The organism is Ruegeria faecimaris (assembly GCF_900182615.1).
Taxonomy (GTDB): domain Bacteria; phylum Pseudomonadota; class Alphaproteobacteria; order Rhodobacterales; family Rhodobacteraceae; genus Ruegeria; species Ruegeria faecimaris.
Genome location: NZ_FXTE01000001.1, coordinates 337,703 through 359,697 on the forward strand (window position 1 = coordinate 337,703; position 21,995 = coordinate 359,697).

Sequence of the window (21,995 nt, forward strand, 5' to 3'; positions counted from 1 at the left end):
CCGGATTAAGAGACACCGCCCGGATGATCCCCGAAGAACGCCTTGAACAGATAACTCAGCGATTCCAATACCTCGAAGCAGCCATGGCAGATGGTGCTTTGGGCGGCGATATTGCTGTGCTGGCCAAGGAATATTCGGACCTCAAGCCCGTGGTCGATCAGATCATGGCATGGCGCCAGCTGGTCACTGACCTTGCCGAGGCCGAGGCGATGCTGGCCGATCCCGATATGAGGGAGCTGGCCGAAGAGGAAATCCCCGACCTGCAGGCCCAAATTCCCGGTGCCGAACACGCCCTGCAACTGGCCTTGTTGCCTAGGGATGCAGCCGATGCGCGCCCGGCCATGCTGGAAATCCGTCCTGGAACCGGTGGTGATGAGGCCGCGCTTTTTGCGGGCGACCTGCTGCGCATGTATCAGCGGTATTCCGAATCGCGCGGTTGGAAATTCGAGATTATCGGGGAGCAGGCGTCGGATCTAGGCGGCATCAAAGAGGTGGTTGCCCATATCAAAGGCGACAACGTCTTTGCCCGTTTGAAATACGAATCTGGCGTTCACCGGGTGCAGCGGGTGCCGGAGACCGAAAGTGGCGGGCGCATTCATACCTCGGCGGCGACGGTGGCGGTTCTGCCCGAGGCCGAGGATGTCGATATTCAGATCGACGCCAATGATATCCGTATCGACACGATGCGCAGCTCGGGTGCGGGTGGGCAGCACGTGAACACCACCGATTCGGCCGTGCGGATTACACACTTGCCCACCGGGCTTGTGGTGACCAGCTCCGAGAAATCTCAACACCGCAATCGCGAGATCGCGATGCAGGTTCTGAAGACCCGACTCTATGATCAGGAGCGTCAGCGGATTGACAGCGAACGCTCGGCAGATCGGGCGAACCAGGTCGGGTCTGGCGACCGGTCGGAACGGATCAGGACCTATAATTTCCCGCAAGGCCGCATGACGGACCACAGGATCAATCTGACGCTGTACAAGTTGGATCAGGTGATGCAGGGCGATCTGGATGAGGTAATCGACGCATTGACCGCGGATGATCAGGCGCGTCTCCTGGCCGAGATGGCGCAATGACCGGCGGCCAGACAGCGGCTCAGGCCATGGTGGCCGCTACGGCAAGATTGCGTGCGGCTGGTGTGGCTGATCCGGCGCGGGATGCGCGGGTTCTACTCGCCCACGCCGCCAGGATCGAAGCAAGTCGCGTGACACTGATTACACCCGAAGAGCTTTTACCGGATATTGCTGAGCGATACGAGCAACTGATCTCGCTTCGGGCCATTCGTGTGCCCGTTTCTCATCTGTTGGGGGAACGTGAGTTTTACGGCCGTCGGTTCAAAGTTAGCCGGGACGTTCTGGATCCACGCCCGGAAACAGAGACCCTGATCGAGGCCGCGCTGAGCGAACCCTTTGACTATGTCCTCGATCTGGGGGTTGGATCGGGGTGCATCCTGATCACATTGCTGGCCGAACGCACCAGTGCATCGGGTATTGGTGTGGATCTGAGCGAGGCGGCCTGCCTACAGGCCAGTGCAAATGCCGTGCAACACGATGTTCAGAACCGGATCGAAATTAAGCAATCCGATTGGTTTGGAAACATTGAGGCTAAATTTGACCTGATTGTTTCAAACCCGCCCTATATTTCCCTTCCGGAAATGGACACCCTGGCACCTGAAGTGCGGGACCATGAGCCGCGGATGGCATTGACAGACGAAGGTGACGGCTTGGGGGCCTACCGCAGGATTGCTGCCGCCGCCCCGGATTTTCTATTGCCCCATGGTCGGTTACTTGTCGAAATCGGACCCGAGCAAGGGCAGAGCGTCGCATCTTTGTTCGACGCAGCAGGATTGACAGACGTACGGATCATTCCCGATCTGGACGGTCGCGACCGCGTCGTTTTCGCCAGAATGCCTTCATGACGGAACGTTCTGAGGCCGAAATGCGCCGATTGATACAAAAAAGGTACAAAAATTGGGACAAACCTCTTGTCTGCACGCTCTGGACGTGTTTACTCAGGTGTAGTCAGAGAGGTTGACGCTGTTACAGCGGGCCCCTGACGCCAAGCCCAAAAAGCCGACATCGTGTCATAGCTAAGCCCTTGAGCAGTGCAAGACGCGAACTGATCGGCAGCGAACGACAAGGCTGACTAAAGTAGATGAGATCTTCCAAATCCCGCTCTCGGGCAAAGAATAACCGCAATCGTCCTTCTGGCGGCAACGTCGTAAACCGAGTTTTCGACAGTTCGGGCCCAGAGGGCAAAGTGCGTGGCACGCCGCAACAGATTATTGATAAATATAATCAGCTTGCACGCGATGCTCAGTTGTCTAACGACCGTGTAGCTGCCGAAAACTTTCAGCAGCACGCCGAACATTACCTGCGATTGCTTAGCGAAGCTCAGCGTGAAATGGATGCACGCCGTGAGGAGCAAGAGCGTCAGAATCGCGAACGCCAGGCTGAACGAGATCGTGAGCGTACCGAGCGTCAGGAACGCGAAACCGTCCGCCAGTCGGATCCCGCTGAGGCACCTCAACCTGATGTGATGGGGTTTGCCGCTGACGCAGCTGCTCCGGAATCCGGGCTTGTAGAAACGCCTGAAAGCAAAAGCCCTGAAGAGGCCGAGAAAAAAGAAAAACCGGCCCGCCGGCCTCGGGCGCGCAAGCCCAAAGCCGCACCTGCTGCGACTGAGGACGCGCCCTCTGGCAACGGTGATACGCCTGAAGCGGCAGAGTAAATCAGCCAGTATAGAAAAGAAAAACCCTGCGGTCTGTTAGGCCGCAGGGTTTTTTGTTTCAGGATCTTTTGACTTCGCGGGCCAATGCGCAGAACGCTTCTAAAGGCACTTGTTCCGCACGTTCGGTGGGTTTGATCCCGGCGGTTATCAGGCGGTCTTCGATATCGGGTGCGACGCCTTTCAGTGAAGCCCGCAGCATCTTGCGGCGCTGATTAAATGCGGCGGCAACCACGCGGGACAGGGTGGCAGGGTCAGCCGGATATCGTGGTTGAGGCAGGGCGGTCAGGTGGACCACAGCGCTTGAAACCTTGGGGGGCGGGGTGAACGCGCCGGGTGGCAGTGACATGGCGATGCGCGCGTCGGCCCGCCATTGGGCAAGGATGGCCAAGCGGCCATAGGCTTTTCCGCCGGGTTGGGCGACGATCCGTTCCGCCACTTCGCGCTGAAACATCAGGGTCAGGCTTTGCCAGAACGGAGGCCATTGCGGCGGAGTCAACCAGCGGACCAGCAATTCGGTACCGACGTTATAGGGCAGGTTCGCCGCCACACGGATCGGAGGGGTCAGATGCGTAAGCGGATCAATCTCAAGCGCGTCACCGTTGATGACCTCAAGCCTGCCGGGATAGGCGGCGGAGATGTCATTCAGGGCAGCGATACAGCGGGTATCTTTTTCAACTGCAACAACCTTGCGCGCACCTTCTGAAAGTAGCCCACGGGTCAGCCCGCCGGGGCCGGGGCCGATTTCCAGAACATCGCATTCCGCAAGATCTCCGGCCTGCCGCGCGATCTTGGCGGTCAGGTTCAGGTCCAGCAAAAAGTTCTGGCCCAGCGACTTGCGAGCCGAGAGTTGATGCGAAGCGATAACCTCGCGCAGAGGGGGAAGGTTGTCGATAGTGCTCATGATCCGATCACCCTGGCGCGGTTTGATAGGAGAGCGCCAGAGAATTTTTACCTCTGGTCGGGATATTTTCAGCCTGCTGAAGGATCAAGAGCTTTGTGCCATCTTCTGGGCAAGTTTCAACGCTTCGATCAGGCTGGTGGGGTTTGCAAGGCCTTGCCCCGCAATGTCCAGTGCAGTCCCGTGATCGGGTGAGGTTCGGATAAATGGAAGGCCTAGGGTAACGTTCACACCGCGATCGAAATCCAGCGTCTTGATCGGAATCAGAGCCTGATCGTGATACATGGCGATGGCGGCGTCATAGCGCGCGCGCGCTGCGGCGTGGAACAATGTATCCGCGGGGTGCGGGCCGGTTACGGTATACTCTTTGCGGGGCAGCTCTGTGATCAGCGGCGCAATCCAGTCCAGTTCTTCTTGCCCCATCTTGCCGCCTTCACCGGCATGCGGGTTGAGGCCCGCGACGGCTATCCGCGGGGTGGCAATACCGAACTGTGATTGTAGTCCCTGGGCGGTGATTTCGATGGTTTCCCGCAAAAGCTCGGGCGTAAGCTCGCAAGGAACGCGTGAGAGCGGGATGTGGATGGTTGCTGGTACAACGCGCAGCTGGTCGCTGGCCAGCATCATCACAACACGTTGGGACCCAGCCAAGGCGCCCAGAAATTCCGTATGGCCGGGGAATGAGAAACCTGCCCCGTCGATAAGTGCTTTCTTGTGGATCGGTGCGGTACATAGCGCCGATGCAGAACCGGACTGAACCAGCGCTACGCCGGTTTCAATGGCAGTGACAACTGATCTGGCGTTGGCTGGATTAGGGTGCCCAGGCCGGTTGGGGGCTGGAAAGTCCAGTTGCAGTACGGGCAGGGCAGAGCCACAGATCTCGACCGCCTGAGAGGCGTAGCTGATCTGTACCGACGGTGTCTCGGGCGGCAAATGCGCGGCATCGCCAATATAGAAGAAAGGGCAGGTGGTTCTAAGGCTGGCCCAAGCTTTTGCGGCGATCTCGGGCCCAATTCCGGCCGGATCGCCGCAGCTGAGCGCGATTGGCTTCATTGTTCAACAATAGTTGCGTCGGCACGCATTTGCCCCAACAGGCTTTCTGCAAGTGTTTGCAGCCTTTGCTGGGTCAGAGCATTGGCGACATCTGCACGCGTTGTCTCTTCGCCAAGGTTGCGGGTACGTGTGCACAACATCACAAAAGCCAGTGTTTGGCCGTTGTTGCGGGTCAACGTGGTTGAAACTTCGTTCAGGTCCAGTTTGGCCAGTTCCAATGCGATATCGCGCGGGATTTCCGACGGTTTGCTGACATTCCGCTCTAAGACTTCTGCTGGCTTGTTTTGCACGATACCGTACAGATCATCGCAAGTGTCTATTTCTTCTTTCAGCTTTTCGGCTGCGGCCAGTGTTTCCGCACTACGACCACCGGGCATGTAATAGACAGCATAGTCGATCTCGGAATAGGTGGGCGTACTCGCAGCGGTCTCACGCAAACCGCGCATCTGAAACAGTGCAACGGCATTGGGCAGAGGAATGGGCTGGGTGACGTCACCATTTTTGAGCCCGATGATGACCGGCTGCAGCGCCGGGGGCAGATCGGTCAAGTTCAACCAGTCGAGGCGCCCCCCATTGGTGCGAGTTCCGGCCGCCGAGTACTGTGTTGCGGCGGTTGAAAAGGAATCATAGCCCTCGATCAAGGCGATCTCTTCGGCCAGCAGTTGAACCTGTGGCAGGTTTTGTTGGTTCACAGGAATAATGATTTCCGAAAGAAGGACTTGCAGGCCGCCACTTCCAGATTGTCCAAGTGCGCGATTGATCTCGTCTTCCGATGGTCTCGCCTGCGACAGAAAACGCGCGCTGACGAATTCACGCCAGGAAATCTGATCCTCGATGAAATCCCGAACCGTCTCACGGTCAACACCGGCATCCGCCAGAAGCTGCAGGAATTCGTCGCTCGAAAGCTGACCGCGGGCTGCAAATTGGTCTATTCCAACCTGAACGTCTTCGGGGGCGACCACGATTCCAGCGTCGCGCATCGCCTGTTTGCGCAGGCGGTCGTCTATCAGAGCTTTGCGCACGTCTTCCTCGGTTGCGCCGGGAACACCCAGAATCGACAGGAATTGCAGGCGCTGTTCCAGCTCATACCAGGTCACGATGTCTTGATTGACCTTTATGGCAGGCGAGAACAGGTTCTGCGCCACTGCCTTTACAGGTGCTATGGCAATCGAAACTGCAACCAGTGCCGGAGCAACCAGCCCGATATGGCTGGAACGAAAGAAACGTGAAAAACCTGTTATCAACTGCATCTTCTCTTGTACTGTTTGCCGCCACCTTCGACAGAATATCCTGTCAGAGCTACGGTAAAGCCGAATTCGGTCGAAGGCTCAATACTTGATGACGAGGTATAGCGCCTGCTGACCGACATGTTAACCTGAACACACTCGTTCCGGTACGTGATACCCAACCCATATCTGATCGGTTCAGATTCGCTCAGGTCATACCGCGCCTGAGCACGGGTTTGCCAGTTCTGATCGATGTCGTACCGCCCGCGCAACCAGATCTCAGAAATCTCATCGTCGACATTTTCTGCGGGATCGGGTTCTTGCCAGACATAGCTTCCGCTGAGGGCCGTTGTTTCCTTTTGCCATGCTGCACGCAGCTCGGCCTTGGCAAAGCTGAAATCTCCGTTCACCAAACCTCGCCCGGCCAGAGACCACCCATTGGGCGTTTCAAGTTGACCGGCGATCAACACATCGGACGAAGTGCCCTGAAGGCCCGATGTAAGGTTAAAGTCGGGATCAGCATCCGCACGAAAGACCTGACCGATCGTGGCACGCGCTTGCCAGCCCCTGGAGCCATAACGCGCCCAATTCATCCCAACAACGCCGCTGACTCCATCTTCGCGCCTGTCCTCGGCAGGGAATCGGGACAGGGATAACAGGTTACCCTGGTCAAACTCCTGAAACGTACTTTCGTCGATAGGAACATCATTGTCGGAGACATGCGTCCACCCGATCTGCGCGATGGGTTCCAGCAACTGGGTTGCGCCCGACGCCTCGCGGCGAGTCATTGGAAGGCGCAGCGTCAGTGCGGCACGCGGGGTCGTGCGGGTCACCTGATCGGGATAGGCGCTGTCGTGGCGGATATTGAACGTGTCGATTGACGCGCCTACTTGGGCATCTGCACGCAGCCCCCAGCCCAGTATCCAGCTGCGCAGCCATTCGGTATCGAAGGTCGCTCGGGCAACATCGCGCCCGATAACGTCCTCATTGCTCGTTCTTTCATGGGCATGGCCGATGAAAGCCATCCGCACCTCTCCTCCGACAGCTGCCGGGAAGAAGCGTTTGCGATAGTTCAGGTCGAAGATGCGAGAAGGAATCTGATCCTGATCCTCGCTATCTCGCAAGGTTTTATAGTGGTTTAGGCTGGTCCGGAAAGCGGTATCGCGCTTGATCCTTTCCAGGGCAATTTCGCTGCGCAGACGGTCAAAGTCGGGCAGGCCGTAATCAGCCAGATAGGAATCGTCGGACGTGGTTCGGATGTTGAAGGTCAGGCGATAGTCGTCCGGCAGATCAAACCAGCCGTTGGTAAAGAAATATCCGCGCGCCTCGTCCCGTTGAAGGTCATCGCGAGTATGCGCGCCTTCGATTTTGATCCGTCCGTTCTTAAAGGCCTGACGATAGCGATAGCCCAGAGTTCTGGTCTTACCGGAAAGGTAAGGTGTCAGCGTGAGGTCCTTTTGATCTCCAAGCTTGAAGAAATAGGGAACCTTTATGCCTGTGCCCAACTGCGAGGTGGTGCGGACCGATGGGACCAGAAAACCAGTCGCCCGGTCCAGCGTTGGGTCGGGGAGACGCAGGTAAGGGAAATAGAAGACCGGCACATCCAGCACCCGGAATTGCGCACCTTCGAAATAGAGCTGTCGTTCCAACTGATCATGGGTCACCTTGCGGGCACGGATTTGCCAGAGCGGTGGCCGCCCATCCGTGCAGACATGGCAAGACGTCGCCGAGACTTTGCTGAACTGGGTGTATCTGCCGCCAGCACGTGTCGCCTGCACCGAGGCAATTTGCACCTGTTGGTCGAACACCATTCGGGCGCCGATCAAAAGGCCGTTGAGCAAACCCCGGTCGAGTTCTGCGGAATCCGCCAGAACTGTCGTTCGATTGCCCTGATCAATCCGGATCGGTCCTTCCAGTGTAAGCTCACCGCTTTCGCGGTCGTACAAAATCCGACTGGCCGTCATTTTGACGTCACCCTGAAACGCTTCGACATTGCCCTCTGCGATCAGCACACGCTCTGGGGTTATGAAAATCTTGTCGGCGACAAGTAAGGCTGGTGGCTCTTGCTGGGACGCGTCCGTCGTTTGATCCTGTTCCGGCAAAGTCTGGGCCAGGACACCCGAAGGCAAAGACAATGCAACCGCACCCGAGAGCAATAGCAGAGCGAATTTGCGCATCAGCCATCCTCCGCGTGCAACAGCAGGCCAAGAGAAAGAAGGATGGCCGCAAATGGCGGGGCCCAGGCTGCAACGAAGATAGGCAACTGACCGTTTTCTCCCAATATTTGCGCGAAATTACGGACGAAATAGATGGCGAAGCCCAGTAACACAGCCGTCAGCACCGCTATTCCGGTGCCGCCGAACCGGACATGCCGCATGGTAAAGGCCGCGCCAATCAAGACCATTGCGACCAGAAACAGAGGTCTTGCCAGTTGGACCTGAAACCAGACCTCGTATTGCTTGGTCGAAAAGCCCGCCTCGCGCAGGTCTCTGATCAACTGGGGCAAATCGTAGACAGACATCGAATCCTGGTTGGCCAGCCTGTCCAGAATGCGCTGACGTGTCAGGGTGGTCGGAATCTCCAGACGATCATGCTCTTTCGAGCCAGCTTCGGGATTGATGCCGTTCATAAGCGGCCAGATCTTGGCATCCTGTAAAACCCAAAAACCGTCTTCCAACTTGGCCTGTTTGGCAGAGATTTGGCGTGTCGGCTGACCAATCGCGTCGAATGTTATTATGGTGACGTCCTTCAACAGCAGGGTGTTACCGTTGGACGTTCGGCGCGCGTGGACAACCGATTGGCCCTCTTCTGTAGCTTGCCGTAACCACAAACCCTCACTGCTGATCGAAAGAGCTGAGCTGGTGCGGTTACGGTAGGAATCGGAAAGCCGTTGGAATTCTTCGGAAGTTGCGGCAGCAAACGGGTTAAGCACCGCAACCGCCAAGGCTCCGATCAACAGGGCCAAAGTTACAGGTGCAAGCAGGACGCGAATTCCAGATCGCCCGATCGAGCGCGTCACCACCAATTCCGAGCTGCGCGCCAATCCGATGAACAACGCAATCGTGGACAGGATGATCAGCAGAGGCAGCATCTCACCGATGGCGGCGGGCGTATTCAATAGGGTCAGATACAAAAGCCGGCCAAATGACAGATCGACCTCATCAAAGCGCCGTACCTGTTCAATCAGGTCGATCAGAATCATCAGCGTCAAAAAGATACAGCCAATGACCAGAAAGCTCTGGGTGAACCGGCGGGCAAAATATCGATCCAGGATCACAAACGCGCCCCCGGCATCACTGCGTTGCCTGCAGCGGAGGCCTTGAAGTTAAGAGAATCAGCGGTACATGCGCCAGCGCGCAACGGCCTATGCCTGCCCCGATTTGCCAATTCGCCCTCCCGCTCTCCGACCCTGCCGGAACTTTTTCCGCGACTGTAATGCAAATGCCCGGCGGGGAAAACTGCTATCTGGTCAATGCGGTCGCCGCGGGCTAGGTCTTGGGAAACAGATTTTCAGGAGTTCCCAATGAGCAGTCTTGTTCCAATTCAGTTTAAGGCTTTTGACGTGGACGTGATGGCGCAGACCAAAGGGCGCGTCGTGATTATTGTCTCGGATGAAGGCAAGATGAACCCAGCCGCACGCCGCGCCAACCGTCTGACCCGGGGCGCAGTCGCGCGACTTGTCGAAAGCGACCGGTTCGAAAAGGTGAAATCCGGCGATGTAGTCTCTCTTGCCTGGCCAGGCGGAATGGCCGCTGAAGCGCTTGATATTCTCGTGCTGTCGCGCCGTGCCGATGCTGCAGAGGCGCGCAAGGCCGGGGCGAAGCTGGCCAAATTGTCTGATCACCAGCCCTTGTTGGTCATGGCCGGAAATCAGGCTCGGACCGAAGAACTGGCATTGGGGATCGTTTTGCGCAGCTATGATTTCGATGCCCATAAAACCCGAGATTCGGATGAAGCCGGACCAGTAACAATCAGTCATCAGAAACATGATGAGGTCGAAGCCGCATTCGCACCGCTGTATGCGATTGCCGATGGCGTTCGGATGACACGGGACCTGACCAATGAACCCGCCAATGTGCTGACAACGACCGAATTCGCGGATCGTTTGTCCGAAATGAAGGCACTTGGCCTGGACGTCGAAGTGCTCGACGAAGACAAACTGGCCGAATTGGGTATGCGCACCTTGTTAAGCGTCGGGCAGGGCTCGGTCAGCCCGTCCAAGGTTGTGGTGATGCAGTGGAATGGAGGCGACAAGGATGATGCGCCGCTGGCGCTGGTGGGTAAGGGCGTCGTGTTTGACACCGGCGGCATTTCCTTGAAACCCGCTGCAGGCATGGAAGACATGACTATGGACATGGGTGGGGCAGGTGTGGTCGCCGGCACCATGCGGGCGCTGGCCAAGCGCAAGGCCAAAGCCAATGTCGTGGGCCTTGTCGGGCTAGTGGAAAACATGCCTTCGGGCAATGCCACGCGCCCCGGCGATGTCGTCAAGTCGATGAAGGGCGACACGGTCGAGGTCATCAATACCGACGCCGAGGGCCGTTTGGTCCTGTGTGATGTGATGTGGTACGCGCAAGAGCGGTTTGCCCCCGTGGGCATGATCGACCTGGCAACATTGACCGGCGCGATCATCATTGGGCTTGGGCATGAGAATGCCGGTGTCTTTTCGAACAATGACACGTTCTGCAACGCCTTCCTAAAGGCTGCCGGGGCCGAGGATGAGGGCGCATGGCGGATGCCGCTGGGCAAAGCCTATGACGAGCAGCTGAAATCGCGCATCGCCGATATGAAGAATGTCGGTGGACGACCTGCCGGATCTATCACTGCTGCGCAGTTCCTGCAGCGGTTCGTGAAGGACGAAACCCCCTGGATCCATCTGGACATTGCTGGGGTGGCTTCGATTGCAACCGAGACATCCTATGCGCCCAAAGGGGCCACCGGTTGGGGTGTCCGCGCACTGAGCCGGTTCGTGCAGGACAATTTCGAATAATCCAATGGGCGCCGTTTATTTCTATCACCTGACCCGCCAACCGCTGGAAAACACCTTGCCCGTGTTGCTGGACAAGGCGCGGCAGGCCGGGTGGAAGATAGCCGTGCGGGGAACTGATCCCGCACGGATGGATTGGTTGGACGAAAAGCTGTGGCAGGGCCCCGAGGAAGGGTTCCTGCCACATGGCCGCACCGGGGGGCCGCATGACAGGGACCAGCCCATATTGCTGACGACAGGGGCCGAGGCCGCAAATGATCCGGCTTGCGTGATGGCCGTCGATGGCGCGACGGTTGAACCCGAGGAAGTGAACGCGCTGGAACGCGTGTGCATCCTGTTCGATGGGAATGATGATCAGGCTCTCCAACATGCTCGCGGGCAATGGAAAACACTGACCGGGGCGGGCTGTTCGGCGCAATATTGGTCCGAGGAATCGGGCCGGTGGGAAAAAAAGGCCGAGGCATAGGGCCTCCGCAGATTTCAGGAGAATGAGCGATGGAAATGAAGCCCCTGGGCCGTACTGGAATCATGGTGACAGACCTGTGTCTGGGTACGATGACATTTGGTACGCAGACATCCGAGGCCGACGCGCATACTCAGATGGACATGGCACTTGATGGGGGCATTAATTTCGTCGATGCCGCCGAGATGTATCCGGTGAATCCCATCTCGAAAGAGACGGTGGGCCGGACCGAAGAAATTCTGGGCAACTGGAACGCCGCCAACCCGTCACGGCGTGGTGAATATGTTCTGGCAACCAAGCATTCTGGGGCAGGGTTCGCACATGCGCGCGATGGCGCACCGATTTCACCGCAGACAATCCCCGAGGCGGTCGAAGGTTCCTTGCGCCGACTGCAAACGGATTGCATCGACCTTTATCAGTTTCACTGGCCGAACCGCGGCAGCTATATGTTCCGGCAAAACTGGACCTATGCGCCTTCGGGGCACAATACCGATGAGGTTCTGGACAATATGCACGAGTGCCTTGTTGCCCTGAAGGAACAGGTCAACAAAGGAAATATCCGAGCGTTTGGCCTTTCGAACGAAAGCGCTTGGGGCACCGCTCAGTGGTTGCGGATCGCCGAAGCCACCGGCACGCCTCGCGTGGCATCGGTTCAGAATGAGTATTCTTTGATGTGCCGGCATTTCGACACCGATATGGCCGAGCTGAGCGCGCATGAGGATGTGGGGCTGATGGCCTTTTCACCGCTTGCCGCCGGATTTTTGACCGGGAAATACCAAAACGGCATGGTGCCCGAGGGTTCGCGGATGTCATTGGTGCCTGAGGTGGGTGGACGTCATCGCAGACGGGCATTTGAGGCGGTTGCGGCCTATCTAGAGATCGCTGACCGCCACGATCTGGACCCGGTCCATATGGCGCTGGCCTGGTGCCGGACGCGGCCCTTCATGATGTCGGCCATTTTCGGCGCGACAACGGTGGCGCAGCTTGGGCATATTCTCGACGGTAAGGAACTTCGCCTTTCTGGGGAAATTCTGACTGAAATCACCGAAGCGCATCGCGCGCATCCTATGCCGTTTTAGGGACGCTGGCCTCGTCTCCGCAGGCGGAGCCTCCCCCGAGGTATTTCAGCCAGATGAAGCAGATCCGCTTAGTGATGGCTGGGTTGTGTCCTGTCTTGCCTCAGGTCCCGGGCCGAAAGGCCGTGCGCTGTGCGAAAGGCGCGGGAAAAGCTGGATTGCGAGGCGAAACCCGTCGCCAGAGCCACATCCATCAGTGACATATCGGTGTCCGTCACCAATCTGCGCGCCTCGGCCAGTCGGAGCTGCAGGTAATGGTCCTGCGGCGTGGTGTTCAGGCGCAGGCGGAATTGCTGTTGCAGGGTGCGTGAACTGGTGCCCAGGGTTTCGGCGATATCTGCCAATGGCATAGGGTCGTCCAGTGCGGATTGCATCAGCGTATTGGCTTTGGCGGTCAAAGCTGTGTGGCGGTGCGGCGCACCGGTGCGGCTTTGTGGTTTTGTGGGATCAGGCGCACCGTCATAGAGGAACAGACCCGAGACGCGGGCGGCAAATCCGGCGCCATGGCGGGCGGCGATGATATGCAGCATCATCTCGACCGCTGGGATCGCCCCGCCCGAGGTCAGGCGGCCTTCAGAAACGGTAAACCGGTCAGGGCGCACGTCCACTTCGGGGAAGCGGGCAGAGAAGTTCTCCAAATCTTCCCAATGGGTGGTGGCGGCGTGGCCGTCCAGCAGGCCTGCCTCGGCCAGCAGCCAAGGACCGCCATCAATACCTGCCATTGTGGCGCCGGTCTTGGCGATGCGGCGTAGGCCGGCCAGCAAGCTGGGTGTGGCATGGCGGGCCAGTTGGAACCCGGCAACGACAATCATCAGATCGCAGGATTGCAGCCGGGCCAAAGGTACACCCGGAACCGAAAGCGCACTGGTCAGCATGGCCGGTTCAGCAGTGGCTGTCACATAATCCCAGTCAAAGGCCGGACGATCCGCCAACCGATTGGCGGCGCGCATTGGATCAACGGCCGATGCAAAGCTGAGCGTGTTGCATTCGTCCAGCACCAGCACAGCCGTTTTCAGGGCACGATGTTCGGGCTGCAATATGTTTTTTGCGGATTTCATCAAGTTCGATTCGCATTCTGACAAGTGTTTGACCAAAGCTGCGCCAAACTCGGGGGCGAAAGCAAATCGGAATCCGTGGAGAAGCCTGGGGAAAACTCAGGGTTAACCGGGTATAAGCTGGGGAGAACGCCATGCCTTTGGAAATGAACCGCGAAGTCTTCATTACGTGCGCCGTCACAGGCTCGGGTGGGACGCAGGATCGCAGCCCGCATGTGCCGCGTTCGCCAAAGCAGATCGCCGACAGCGCGATAGCTGCAGCCAAGGCAGGGGCGGCGGTGGTGCATTGCCATGTGCGCGACCCTGAGACCGGAGCGCCTTCGCGTGATCTGGCACTGTATCGTGAGGTCACAGATCGCATTCGCGATGCCGAGGTCGACGCCGTGCTGAACCTGACTGCTGGCATGGGCGGCGACATGGTGTTTGGCGGTATCGAAAACCCGCTGCCGCTGGCCGAGGCGGGAACTGATTTGGTTGGCGCGACCGAGCGTGTGGCCCATGTGGCCGAATGCCTGCCGGAAATCTGCACCCTCGACTGCGGCACCATGAATTTTGCCGAGGCCGATTATGTGATGACCAACACGCCGGGTGCGTTGCGCGCGATGGGCCAGATGATGACCGATCTGGGTGTAAAGCCGGAGATTGAGGCCTTTGATACCGGCCATCTTTGGTTCGCCAAGCAGTTGGTGAAAGAAGGCGTTTTGGAACCGAACGCTCTGGTTCAGCTGTGCATGGGCGTGCCGTGGGGCGCGCCGGACGATCTGAACACCTTCATGGCGATGGTGAACAACGTGCCGGACGACTGGACCTTCAGCGCCTTTTCACTGGGTCGGAACGAGATGGCCTATGTGGCCGCCTCGGTTCTGGCGGGCGGCAATGTACGGGTCGGGTTGGAGGACAACCTGTGGCTGGACAAAGGCGTGCTGGCCGAGAACTGGCAACTGGTTGAACGCGCGGGCAGCATCATCGAGAACATGGGTGCGCGCGTGATTGGCCCCGCAGAAGTGCGTGAGAAGCTGGGCTTGGTGAAGCGGGCGCCGAAAAGCTAGGCGCGCCATGTTCCGCCGAGTTCTTTCATGGGTAGTTGGATGCTTGCTCGTTGGATTGATTCCAACGTGTGGCTTGGTAGACAATGAGGGCTTTCGAGCACGTCAATTTAATATTCAACCCGTCGAAGCGGTGAACTGGTCGATCTTTGACGAACCGTATTTTGAGGTTGCTGCGTCCAGACGTAAAAGCAAGGGCAAGCAGCGGCTTTTTGTGAGGCTTGAGGGACAGCCATACCCTAGCTATCAATTGCGTGACCCGGACCGGACCGAATGTTTTGGGTACATCGCAGGAGCAAGTGATTGCTTTGAAAACCACCTGAGCGTGCCTACCCGGCGATCCGAGTCTGCACTTGAATATGACATCACTGCCGCAAGCCCCACAAAGTTTCACATCATCTACGTGGGTGACGGGGAGCAGATGGTTGTATTGGCCCGCCCAGATAGGTCGTTTGCAGTTGTACTGAGCAGAGATTTAACGATCACACAAAATCAACTGACGATTGCGCGTGACGTACTGAGCGAAAATGGGTTTGACCCTCAAGAGTTGAAAGTAGTGAAGTGATGACAAACACAGCAGCAATCATTGGCGGTGGGGTAATCGGTGGTGGATGGGCCGCGCGGTTCCTGCTGAACGGCTGGGATGTCCGGGTATTCGACCCGGACCCGGAAGCCGAGCGTAAGATCGGAGAAGTTCTGGACAATGCGCGCCGCTCGTTGCCGGGGCTAAGCGATGTGCCGTTGCCTCCCGAAGGGGCGCTATCGTTTCATGAGGAAATGGCCGATGCGGTGCAGGGTGCCGCTTGGATTCAGGAAAGCGTGCCGGAACGTCTGGATCTGAAGCTGAAGGTTTACAAGGGCTTGCAAGAGGCTTGTGATCCGGGTGCGATCATCGGGTCCTCAACCAGCGGGTTCAAGCCGTCAGAGTTACAGGAGGGCGCGCTGCGCCCCGAACAGATCGTGGTGACGCATCCGTTCAACCCGGTCTACCTGCTGCCGCTGATCGAACTGGTGCCAACTGGTGCGAACCCGCTGGAGATGATCGAACGGGCGCAAGAGGTCCTGAAATCGGTCGGATTCTTCCCGCTGCACGTCAAGAAAGAGATCGACGCGCATATCGCTGATCGGTTCCTTGAGGCCGTCTGGCGCGAGGCGCTGTGGCTGGTCAAGGACGGTGTCGCCACGACCGAGGAAATCGACGAGGCGATCCGTATGGGGTTTGGCATCCGTTGGGGGCAGATGGGTCTGTTCGAAACCTATCGTGTCGCCGGCGGCGAGGCTGGGATGCGGCATTTCATGGCGCAGTTCGGCCCGGCACTGAAATGGCCCTGGACCAAGCTGATGGATGTGCCCGAATTCACTGACGAGCTTGTCGACCTGATTGCGGATCAGTCGGATGCGCAATCCGGCATGCATTCGATCCGCGAGCTGGAGCGTATCCGCGACAACAACCTTGTGGGGATGATGCGCGCGCTCAAGGCGCAGAACTGGGGCGCGGGGGCGGTGCTGAACCAGCATGACGCGCTACTGAAACCGGGCGCGCTGCCATCATTGGAGCAAGCGGATCTGAGCCAACCGATCCTGACTCTGTCTCGTGCCGTGCCTTTGGACTGGACCGATTACAACGGTCATATGAACGAAGCCAAATACCTTGAGGCCTTCGCCGCCGCCACCGACCGGTTCATGGAGATCATCGGCTGCGATATGGAATATATCTCGTCCGGGGGCAGCTATTTCACCGCGGAAAACCACATTCGTTACATGAATGAGGTCCATGCGGGCGCAAAGATTGAGGTGCGCACCCAGATGCTGTTGGGGCAGGGCAAGAAACTGCACGTGTTCCACAGCATGTATAGCGGTGAGACGCTGCTGGCGACCGGGGAGAGCTTTTTGCTGCATGTCAGCTTGGAAACACGCCGCCCCAGCCCGCCATCGCCCAGCATTGAGGCCGCTATGGCCCGCATCGCCGAAGCGCAGGCCGGATTGCCTTATCCCGAAGGGGCCGGGGTTGCGATCAGGAAACCCTCATGACCTGCCGGGTGTTGGTGACGGCTGGCGCTTCGGGTGTTGGTCGGGCTATGGCAGAGGCGTTTGATGCGGCCGGGTATGATGTCTGGATCACAGATATTGATCGGGCGGCGCTAGATGGCGTGCCGGATCATTGGACAGCCCACCATGCTGACGTGTCGGATGAGGGTGATATGCATGCCGTGTTCGCCGCGATTTCTGATGCGGGTGGTCTGGATTCGCTCTGCGCCAATGCGGGAATTGCCGGGCCAACCAGCGCTATCGAGGATATTGACCTCAAGGACTGGCGGGGGTGCGTTGCGGTCAATCTGGACGGGGCGTTTCTGGCCGCCAAATACGCCGCGCCTATGATGAAATCTGCCGGTGCCGGCAGCATTATCCTGACCTCATCCACGGCGGGGCAATATGGCTATCCCTTTCGTGCGCCCTATGCCGCGGCCAAATGGGCGGTGATCGGATTGATGAAAACACTGGCGATGGAGCTTGGTCCCCACGGCGTCCGCGCCAATGCGATTTGTCCCGGCGCGGTGGAGGGCCCAAGGATGGAAGGCGTTCTGGCACGCGAGGCGGCGACCAAAGGCATGAGCCGGGACGAGGTCTATCAGGGCTATGCCTCGGGCACGTCCATGGGTCGTTTCGTCGAAGCGCAGGACATCGCCAATATGGCTGTCTTTCTGGCCTCTGGCGCGGCGCGGTTGGTGTCGGGTCAGGTGATCGCGGTGGATGGCCACACGGTCAATCCTGACCCGAAGTTGTAAGCTAGCCCTGGTTCGGGCCGCGGATCTGGCGGATGGTTTGACGAACGGCTTGCCAATCGCGGGCTTGCTGGGCGTTTCCGGCAGCCTCGCATTCGCGCATTTTCATCGCGGCTTCTGCCTCGGCCTGGTCACCGTGCGCCGTGTACAAAGCCCGTGCATATTGGGCTGTTTTCAGTGCGTCCATTCCTGTGGTCCTCCGTCTGTGGTCGGAATGCCCGAAAGTTCGCGCCCGGCGACGATACCACAGGTTGTACGGGGATGCATCACATGTCGCGGGAAATCGCTGCTCTGAGCTGTTGCAGGTGCTCTGGAAAGTCCCGCGCGGTCACGACCGCCTCGCGAACCAGAGTGTCGAAATGGCGGCTGAAAATTTCAATCCGGTCGCGATCGCGAAAGGCCATGTAATGGCTTCCTGCGTAAAACACGCAAAGAAGGGGACCGAAAATCGTTACGGGAGCCGAATACAGCCGTTTGGCATCGAACAGATAGATACGCAGCCGTGGGTAGAGCTGTTCACACAACTCCAAAAGGTGGTCAATCTGATCCAGCCGCTTGCGAAGGCTAAGACCTTGATAATAGCCGGTTGCATGCGCAAAGCTGTCGATTTCGTACATCGGCATTGCGATCTCATAATCGGACTGGGCGCTGCGCATCCAGGTCAGTCGATCTTCGGACGCACCTATGGCCTGATCTGCCGTGCGCCCCAGATGCGGTGCGTATTCCCATTCCAGAACGGTGCGGGTCTTGAGCATGTCGGGCAAGGTCGCAGGAACATATCTGATTTTGTAACCCGCTGCCTCTTGGTGCCACTCGAATATGCGCTCATCTACCAGGGCGCGGGGGGCCTCAGTCATGCTCAGCGACAAAGCCAGCAACTCGGCTGCGCTTTCCGGCCGGTCAGACAGGCTCAGCAACCAGTCCGCCGAAACACCCAATGCTGTCGCGCAGCTTCCTACAACATGGGCATTCGGCAACCGTGCCCCGTGATCGGTCAACAGTTGCGATACGGTTGAGCGGTCAACACCGATCTGGCGCGCGAGGGCGCTTCGGCTGATTTGGCGTTCTTCCATTGCGCGGGCCAGGCGCAAACGGAATTGAGCGGCGCGGTCGCGTTTGTCTATTTTATCCTGCATGTGGTGATAAATATCACGTTTGATGAGTTTTGTTAATCATATTCAGAATGTTCAACCTAAGCGGCGGGCCGTATTTCTTAAGCCATAACAATATTATGGGTGACGGAATGGAAACACGACGCAGATCGGTCGTGAAGGCGGTTTTGTGGAACGTGATGGGCCTGATCATCATGTCGGTGGTTGGGCTGGTTGCGACAGGGTCCGCCGCGATTGGCGGAACTCTGGCCGTAGTAAACACGGCGATCGGGCTGACACTCTATGTGGTTTATGAGAGGGTCTGGGCGGGCATTTCGTGGGGGCGCAATGTCTGAGCGCCCGGGTCCGGAATGGGTCACTTTCACGCTGATGCTGGCCTGTTATGCTGCCTGGTTGGCCGTGATCTTCTTCCTGCCCATCTGGTTAGCGGTTCCAGTGATGGGCGCGGTGGCCGCGTTACATTCATCATTGACGCATGAAGCACTGCACGGGCATCCTTTTCGCGCCAGATGGCTAAACGAGGCGCTGATGGCGCTGCCCTTGACCTTGTTCATCCCATATCAGCGGTTTAGGGACCTGCATTTGGCGCATCATCGGGATGCAACGCTGACCGATCCCTATGATGATCCTGAATCAAACTATCTGGACCCAAAAGTTTGGTCGGGGCTAGGTCATTGGCACAGGCGATTGTTATCGGTGAACAATACTCTGTTGGGGCGGATCGTTTTGGGCCCTGCAATCGGACAGGTTGCCTTTGTCAGGGACGAGTTGCGAGGGGCCGCGCGTGGCGAATGGGACATATTGCGCGCATGGGCTTTGCATATGGCAGGCGTGGTTGCGGTTATCTGGATCGTGACCTTGTCGCCCATGCCGGTCTGGGCCTATGTCCTGTCCGCGTATTTGGGGCTTGGCCTTGTCAAAATACGCACTTTTCTGGAACACCGTGCGCATGAAGATGTGGGGGCAAGAACCGTTATCATCGAAGATCGCGGGATACTGTCTTTTCTGTTTTTGAACAACAATTTACATGTAGTTCATCATCTGAACCCGCGTACCCCCTGGTATCAACTTCCGAAGATCTACCAGCAGGGTAAAGAGGGCTATCTGGCCACGAACAAGGCCTATGTATACCCTTCCTATGCCGATGTTTTCCGGGCCTATTTCTGGAAGGTAAAAGACCCGGTGGCGCATCCGCTCTGGCCAAAGGGTTGATTTGCGGCCACAAAAGGCGGCATGAGCCTCTGGATACCTGTCACTATCGCGGCTGCAACGTTTCAGACGGTGCGGTTCATGCTGCAAAAATCGCTGAGCAGTGTAAAGCTGACGGCCGCCGGGGCGACATTTGCCCGGTTTGCCTATTCAATCCCGCTGGTTCTAATCGCTCTGATCGCGGCGCTGCAGTTGACGGGGTATTCCTTGCCGCCGCTGACCGCCCGGTTCTGGGTGTTTGCCACCATTGGAGGAACGGCTCAGATCCTTGCCACGATCTGTGTCGTCGCCTTGTTCAAACAGCGCAATTTTGCTGTCGGCATAACTTTTAAGAAAACCGAAGTAATCCAGACCGCCATCGTTGGTTTTCTGGTCCTGGGCGATCAGGTCTCGTTCTGGGCGCTTGGTGCGATCTTTCTGGGGCTGACGGCTGTGTTGCTGCTGTCGAAAAGTCCCGGAGGAGACGGGGCGTGGTGGCGACATCTGACGAACCGGGCCTCGCGGCTTGGCCTGGGATCAGGTGTGCTGTTTGCGTTTTCCTCGGTCAGTTATCGGGGTGCCTCGCTTGAACTGGGCGAGATTGATGCGTGGTTTCGGGCACTTGTGACGCTGGCAGTCGTTGTCTCGCTTCAGTTCGTCAGCATGGGCCTGTGGCTGTTGTGGCGAGACAGGGCCGAGCTGCGCGCCGTGTGGCAGACACGCCGAACAGGCGTATTTGTCGGACTGACCAGCCTGTGCGGATCGTTCTGCTGGTTCTTGGCATTCACCTTGCAAAACGCCGCCTACGTCAAGGCTCTGGGGCAGGTCGAGCTGATCCTCAGCCTGTTCGCGTCGATCTTGTTTTTCCGCGAAACCATCACCCGGCGCGAGATCGCCGGGATGACGTTATTGGGCGCATCAATTCTGGCGCTGGTTTTGTCTATTTAACCCGTGCGGCGTTCGTCGAAGCTGAGCGCGATAAAGCTGGGCAGGTGATCGCCCATTCCCACGACCGAAGGACCGTTGTCAGCGCGCCGTCCACGGCCTCTGACTTCTTTATCCTTCTTGCGATCTTCTCTTTTATCGTCGCGTTTGGGGGCCTCTGTTGGTCGGACCTCAGTTGGCCGGGTCTTTTTCTCGGGCTTTGGCCTCTCGGGTTTCGGCTCTTCCTTTACCGGATTGTCCAAGCGAGGAATTTCTTTTTGAATCAGCTTCTCGATCGCGGCCAGTGCTTTTTCATCGCGACCCGAACAGATAGTGATCGCTTTGCCTTCGCGTCCGGCGCGACCTGTACGACCGATCCGGTGCACATAATCCTCGGGGTGGCCGGGGACGTCGAAATTGATCACATGACTGACCGAGGGCACATCCAATCCGCGCGCGGCAACGTCCGAGGCGACAAGCAGACGTAGTGTTCCGTCACGGAAACCGTCCAGTGTTTTCGTCCGTTGTGACTGATCGAGATCGCCATGGATCGCGGCAGCATCATAGCCGTATTTCTTCAGCGATTTCGCACAGATATCCACATCGGTCTTACGATTGCAGAAGATGATCGCGTTGGTGCATTTTTCGCCCTCGGAGTCGATCAGCGAACGCAGGACCTGGCGCTTGGCGCTGGCCTCGCGGTCACGGCGACCACCTTTGAACATAACCACACTTTGCTCGATGGTTTCCGAGGCCGTCGCCTGACGGGCAACTTCGATCCGGGTTGGGGCCGACAGGAATGTATCGGTGATCCGCTCAATCTCGGGCGCCATGGTGGCTGAGAAGAACAGCGTTTGGCGTGTGAACGGCGTCAGCGAAAAAATGCGTTCGATATCGGGGATAAAGCCCATATCCAGCATTCGGTCGGCCTCATCCACCACCATGATCTGGACGCCGGTCAACAGCAGTTTGCCGCGTTCGAAATGATCCAGCAGGCGACCTGGTGTGGCGATCAGAACGTCGACGCCACGGTCGATCAGCGCATCTTGTTCCTTAAAGCTGACGCCGCCGATCAACAGCGCTTTGGTCAGCTTTACATTTTTGGCATAGGTGTCGAAATTCTCGGCCACCTGCGCGGCCAGTTCCCGTGTCGGGCACAGCACCAGCGACCGCGGCATGCGCGCACGTGCGCGGCCACGGGCCAGCAACGTGATCATCGGTAGCGTGAAGCTGGCGGTTTTGCCTGTACCGGTCTGGGCGATACCCAGAACGTCCTTGCCCTCAAGCGCGGGTGGGATTGCGCCTTCCTGGATCGGTGTTGGCGTTTCGTATCCGGCTTCCTCAATGGCTTTGAGGACCTTCGGGTTCAGGTTCAGTTCGTTAAACTTTGTCATGTATGTCCGGTTGTTGCGGACACTAAAACCTGGCCCGCGCGTAAAGAATGTGCCGGGCCC

The 21,995-nt window shown here is 58.0% G+C and carries 22 protein-coding genes; 13 read left to right on the top strand and 9 right to left on the bottom strand.

Annotated elements, in window-relative coordinates; translation table 11 throughout:
* Nucleotides 1-23 precede the first annotated feature (23 nt).
* From prfA to FN806_RS01710, 3 genes are all read left to right on the top strand, one after another.
* On the top strand, nucleotides 24-1,079 hold the full coding sequence (gene prfA / locus FN806_RS01700; protein ID WP_142633399.1) for a peptide chain release factor 1: 1,056 nt from the start codon (nucleotides 24-26) through the stop codon (nucleotides 1,077-1,079).
* Nucleotides 1,076-1,921 carry a peptide chain release factor N(5)-glutamine methyltransferase gene (prmC, locus tag FN806_RS01705; protein ID WP_142633401.1) on the top strand — a complete coding sequence of 282 codons (846 nt, stop codon included), beginning with the start codon at nucleotides 1,076-1,078 and terminating at the stop codon, nucleotides 1,919-1,921. Before prfA ends, prmC begins: the two co-directional genes overlap by 4 nt.
* A gap of 236 nt (nucleotides 1,922-2,157) precedes the next feature.
* Nucleotides 2,158-2,733 carry a DUF4167 domain-containing protein gene (locus tag FN806_RS01710; RefSeq protein WP_142633403.1) on the top strand — a complete coding sequence of 192 codons (576 nt, stop codon included), beginning with the start codon at nucleotides 2,158-2,160 and terminating at the stop codon, nucleotides 2,731-2,733.
* 58 nt (nucleotides 2,734-2,791) lie between these two features.
* Here the strand turns inward: FN806_RS01710 and rsmA are convergent, their stop codons facing one another.
* The 5 genes from rsmA to lptG form a co-directional block, all read right to left on the bottom strand.
* Nucleotides 2,792-3,634: a 16S rRNA (adenine(1518)-N(6)/adenine(1519)-N(6))-dimethyltransferase RsmA gene (rsmA, locus tag FN806_RS01715; RefSeq protein WP_142633406.1), complete on the bottom strand. Its 843-nt coding sequence runs from the start codon at nucleotides 3,632-3,634 to the stop codon at nucleotides 2,792-2,794.
* 84 nt (nucleotides 3,635-3,718) lie between these two features.
* On the bottom strand, nucleotides 3,719-4,681 hold the full coding sequence (gene pdxA / locus FN806_RS01720) for a 4-hydroxythreonine-4-phosphate dehydrogenase PdxA (protein ID WP_142633408.1): 963 nt from the start codon (nucleotides 4,679-4,681) through the stop codon (nucleotides 3,719-3,721).
* Nucleotides 4,678-5,931 (bottom strand): peptidylprolyl isomerase, encoded by a 1,254-nt coding sequence (locus tag FN806_RS01725; protein WP_142633410.1) that lies wholly within the window; start codon nucleotides 5,929-5,931, stop codon nucleotides 4,678-4,680. The genes pdxA and FN806_RS01725 overlap by 4 nt, the downstream gene beginning before the upstream one ends.
* Nucleotides 5,922-8,084: an LPS-assembly protein LptD gene (locus FN806_RS01730; protein WP_142633417.1), complete on the bottom strand. Its 2,163-nt coding sequence runs from the start codon at nucleotides 8,082-8,084 to the stop codon at nucleotides 5,922-5,924. The genes FN806_RS01725 and FN806_RS01730 overlap by 10 nt, the downstream gene beginning before the upstream one ends.
* Entirely contained in the window at nucleotides 8,084-9,184 is a 1,101-nt protein-coding gene (gene lptG / locus FN806_RS01735; RefSeq protein WP_142633419.1) for an LPS export ABC transporter permease LptG, read from the bottom strand. Before lptG ends, FN806_RS01730 begins: the two co-directional genes overlap by 1 nt.
* A 246-nt stretch (nucleotides 9,185-9,430) precedes the next feature.
* Here lptG and FN806_RS01740 point away from each other — a divergent pair, with 246 nt between their 5' ends.
* From FN806_RS01740 to FN806_RS01750, 3 genes are read left to right on the top strand one after another with little or no spacing between them, the layout of a single operon-like run.
* Nucleotides 9,431-10,897, top strand: a complete 1,467-nt coding sequence (locus FN806_RS01740) for a leucyl aminopeptidase (protein WP_142633421.1) — start codon at nucleotides 9,431-9,433, stop codon at nucleotides 10,895-10,897.
* Nucleotides 10,898-10,901: 4 nt separating this feature from the next.
* Nucleotides 10,902-11,360, top strand: a complete 459-nt coding sequence (locus tag FN806_RS01745; RefSeq protein WP_142633423.1) for a DNA polymerase III subunit chi — start codon at nucleotides 10,902-10,904, stop codon at nucleotides 11,358-11,360.
* 29 nt (nucleotides 11,361-11,389) lie between these two features.
* Nucleotides 11,390-12,436, top strand: a complete 1,047-nt coding sequence (locus tag FN806_RS01750; protein ID WP_142633424.1) for an aldo/keto reductase — start codon at nucleotides 11,390-11,392, stop codon at nucleotides 12,434-12,436.
* A 68-nt stretch (nucleotides 12,437-12,504) separates the two neighbouring features.
* On the opposite strand, the gene FN806_RS01755 is transcribed toward FN806_RS01750, so the two are convergent.
* Nucleotides 12,505-13,491, bottom strand: a complete 987-nt coding sequence (locus FN806_RS01755) for a GlxA family transcriptional regulator (protein WP_142633426.1) — start codon at nucleotides 13,489-13,491, stop codon at nucleotides 12,505-12,507.
* Between the two features lie 131 nt (nucleotides 13,492-13,622).
* Here FN806_RS01755 and bcoG point away from each other — a divergent pair, with 131 nt between their 5' ends.
* From bcoG to FN806_RS01775, 4 genes are read left to right on the top strand one after another with little or no spacing between them, the layout of a single operon-like run.
* A complete protein-coding gene (gene bcoG, locus FN806_RS01760) occupies nucleotides 13,623-14,537 on the top strand; it encodes a 3-dehydrocarnitine:acetyl-CoA trimethylamine transferase BcoG (RefSeq protein WP_142633428.1) in 915 nt (304 codons plus the stop codon).
* A gap of 7 nt (nucleotides 14,538-14,544) precedes the next feature.
* Nucleotides 14,545-15,099 (top strand): lipocalin/fatty acid-binding family protein, encoded by a 555-nt coding sequence (locus tag FN806_RS01765; protein WP_142633430.1) that lies wholly within the window; start codon nucleotides 14,545-14,547, stop codon nucleotides 15,097-15,099.
* The gene (locus FN806_RS01770) at nucleotides 15,099-16,565 is read left to right on the top strand and encodes a carnitine 3-dehydrogenase (RefSeq protein ID WP_142633432.1); all 1,467 of its coding nucleotides are present in this window, start codon (nucleotides 15,099-15,101) and stop codon (nucleotides 16,563-16,565) included. Before FN806_RS01765 ends, FN806_RS01770 begins: the two co-directional genes overlap by 1 nt.
* Nucleotides 16,562-17,320: an SDR family oxidoreductase gene (locus tag FN806_RS01775; protein ID WP_142633434.1), complete on the top strand. Its 759-nt coding sequence runs from the start codon at nucleotides 16,562-16,564 to the stop codon at nucleotides 17,318-17,320. Before FN806_RS01770 ends, FN806_RS01775 begins: the two co-directional genes overlap by 4 nt.
* A 1-nt stretch (nucleotide 17,321) precedes the next feature.
* On the opposite strand, the gene FN806_RS01780 is transcribed toward FN806_RS01775, so the two are convergent.
* Both FN806_RS01780 and FN806_RS01785 read right to left on the bottom strand, forming a co-directional pair.
* Nucleotides 17,322-17,504: a hypothetical protein gene (locus tag FN806_RS01780; protein ID WP_142633436.1), complete on the bottom strand. Its 183-nt coding sequence runs from the start codon at nucleotides 17,502-17,504 to the stop codon at nucleotides 17,322-17,324.
* A 79-nt stretch (nucleotides 17,505-17,583) separates the two neighbouring features.
* On the bottom strand, nucleotides 17,584-18,453 hold the full coding sequence (locus tag FN806_RS01785; protein ID WP_142633438.1) for a helix-turn-helix domain-containing protein: 870 nt from the start codon (nucleotides 18,451-18,453) through the stop codon (nucleotides 17,584-17,586).
* A 107-nt stretch (nucleotides 18,454-18,560) separates the two neighbouring features.
* On the opposite strand from FN806_RS01785, the gene FN806_RS01790 reads away from it, so the two are divergent.
* The 3 genes from FN806_RS01790 to FN806_RS01800 are packed head-to-tail and all read left to right on the top strand — an operon-like array spanning nucleotide 18,561 to nucleotide 20,565.
* Entirely contained in the window at nucleotides 18,561-18,764 is a 204-nt protein-coding gene (locus FN806_RS01790) for a DUF2061 domain-containing protein (RefSeq protein WP_142635106.1), read from the top strand.
* Complete coding sequence (locus FN806_RS01795; RefSeq protein WP_142633440.1) at nucleotides 18,757-19,641, top strand: fatty acid desaturase; 885 nt, start codon at nucleotides 18,757-18,759, stop codon at nucleotides 19,639-19,641. Before FN806_RS01790 ends, FN806_RS01795 begins: the two co-directional genes overlap by 8 nt.
* Nucleotides 19,642-19,662: 21 nt before the next feature.
* Nucleotides 19,663-20,565, top strand: a complete 903-nt coding sequence (locus FN806_RS01800) for a DMT family transporter (RefSeq protein WP_142633442.1) — start codon at nucleotides 19,663-19,665, stop codon at nucleotides 20,563-20,565.
* Here the strand turns inward: FN806_RS01800 and FN806_RS01805 are convergent.
* Entirely contained in the window at nucleotides 20,562-21,935 is a 1,374-nt protein-coding gene (locus FN806_RS01805; RefSeq protein WP_142633444.1) for a DEAD/DEAH box helicase, read from the bottom strand. The genes FN806_RS01800 and FN806_RS01805 overlap by 4 nt on opposite strands.
* Nucleotides 21,936-21,995 lie beyond the last annotated feature (60 nt).

Coding starts and splice junctions, on each gene's coding strand:
- FN806_RS01805 (WP_142633444.1), bottom strand. CDS start 21,935: ATGACAAAGTTTAACGAACTGAACCTGAACCCGAAGGTCCTCAAAGCC.
- rsmA (WP_142633406.1), bottom strand. CDS start 3,634: ATGAGCACTATCGACAACCTTCCCCCTCTGCGCGAGGTTATCGCTTCG.
- FN806_RS01755 (WP_142633426.1), bottom strand. CDS start 13,491: ATGAAATCCGCAAAAAACATATTGCAGCCCGAACATCGTGCCCTGAAA.
- FN806_RS01765 (WP_142633430.1), top strand. CDS start 14,545: ATGTTCCGCCGAGTTCTTTCATGGGTAGTTGGATGCTTGCTCGTTGGA.
- FN806_RS01780 (WP_142633436.1), bottom strand. CDS start 17,504: ATGGACGCACTGAAAACAGCCCAATATGCACGGGCTTTGTACACGGCG.
- prmC (WP_142633401.1), top strand. CDS start 1,076: ATGACCGGCGGCCAGACAGCGGCTCAGGCCATGGTGGCCGCTACGGCA.
- FN806_RS01800 (WP_142633442.1), top strand. CDS start 19,663: ATGAGCCTCTGGATACCTGTCACTATCGCGGCTGCAACGTTTCAGACG.
- FN806_RS01745 (WP_142633423.1), top strand. CDS start 10,902: ATGGGCGCCGTTTATTTCTATCACCTGACCCGCCAACCGCTGGAAAAC.
- FN806_RS01790 (WP_142635106.1), top strand. CDS start 18,561: ATGGAAACACGACGCAGATCGGTCGTGAAGGCGGTTTTGTGGAACGTG.
- FN806_RS01750 (WP_142633424.1), top strand. CDS start 11,390: ATGGAAATGAAGCCCCTGGGCCGTACTGGAATCATGGTGACAGACCTG.
- FN806_RS01795 (WP_142633440.1), top strand. CDS start 18,757: ATGTCTGAGCGCCCGGGTCCGGAATGGGTCACTTTCACGCTGATGCTG.
- bcoG (WP_142633428.1), top strand. CDS start 13,623: ATGCCTTTGGAAATGAACCGCGAAGTCTTCATTACGTGCGCCGTCACA.
- FN806_RS01775 (WP_142633434.1), top strand. CDS start 16,562: ATGACCTGCCGGGTGTTGGTGACGGCTGGCGCTTCGGGTGTTGGTCGG.
- FN806_RS01785 (WP_142633438.1), bottom strand. CDS start 18,453: ATGCAGGATAAAATAGACAAACGCGACCGCGCCGCTCAATTCCGTTTG.
- prfA (WP_142633399.1), top strand. CDS start 24: ATGATCCCCGAAGAACGCCTTGAACAGATAACTCAGCGATTCCAATAC.
- FN806_RS01710 (WP_142633403.1), top strand. CDS start 2,158: ATGAGATCTTCCAAATCCCGCTCTCGGGCAAAGAATAACCGCAATCGT.
- FN806_RS01730 (WP_142633417.1), bottom strand. CDS start 8,084: ATGCGCAAATTCGCTCTGCTATTGCTCTCGGGTGCGGTTGCATTGTCT.
- FN806_RS01740 (WP_142633421.1), top strand. CDS start 9,431: ATGAGCAGTCTTGTTCCAATTCAGTTTAAGGCTTTTGACGTGGACGTG.
- FN806_RS01770 (WP_142633432.1), top strand. CDS start 15,099: ATGACAAACACAGCAGCAATCATTGGCGGTGGGGTAATCGGTGGTGGA.
- FN806_RS01725 (WP_142633410.1), bottom strand. CDS start 5,931: ATGCAGTTGATAACAGGTTTTTCACGTTTCTTTCGTTCCAGCCATATC.
- pdxA (WP_142633408.1), bottom strand. CDS start 4,681: ATGAAGCCAATCGCGCTCAGCTGCGGCGATCCGGCCGGAATTGGGCCC.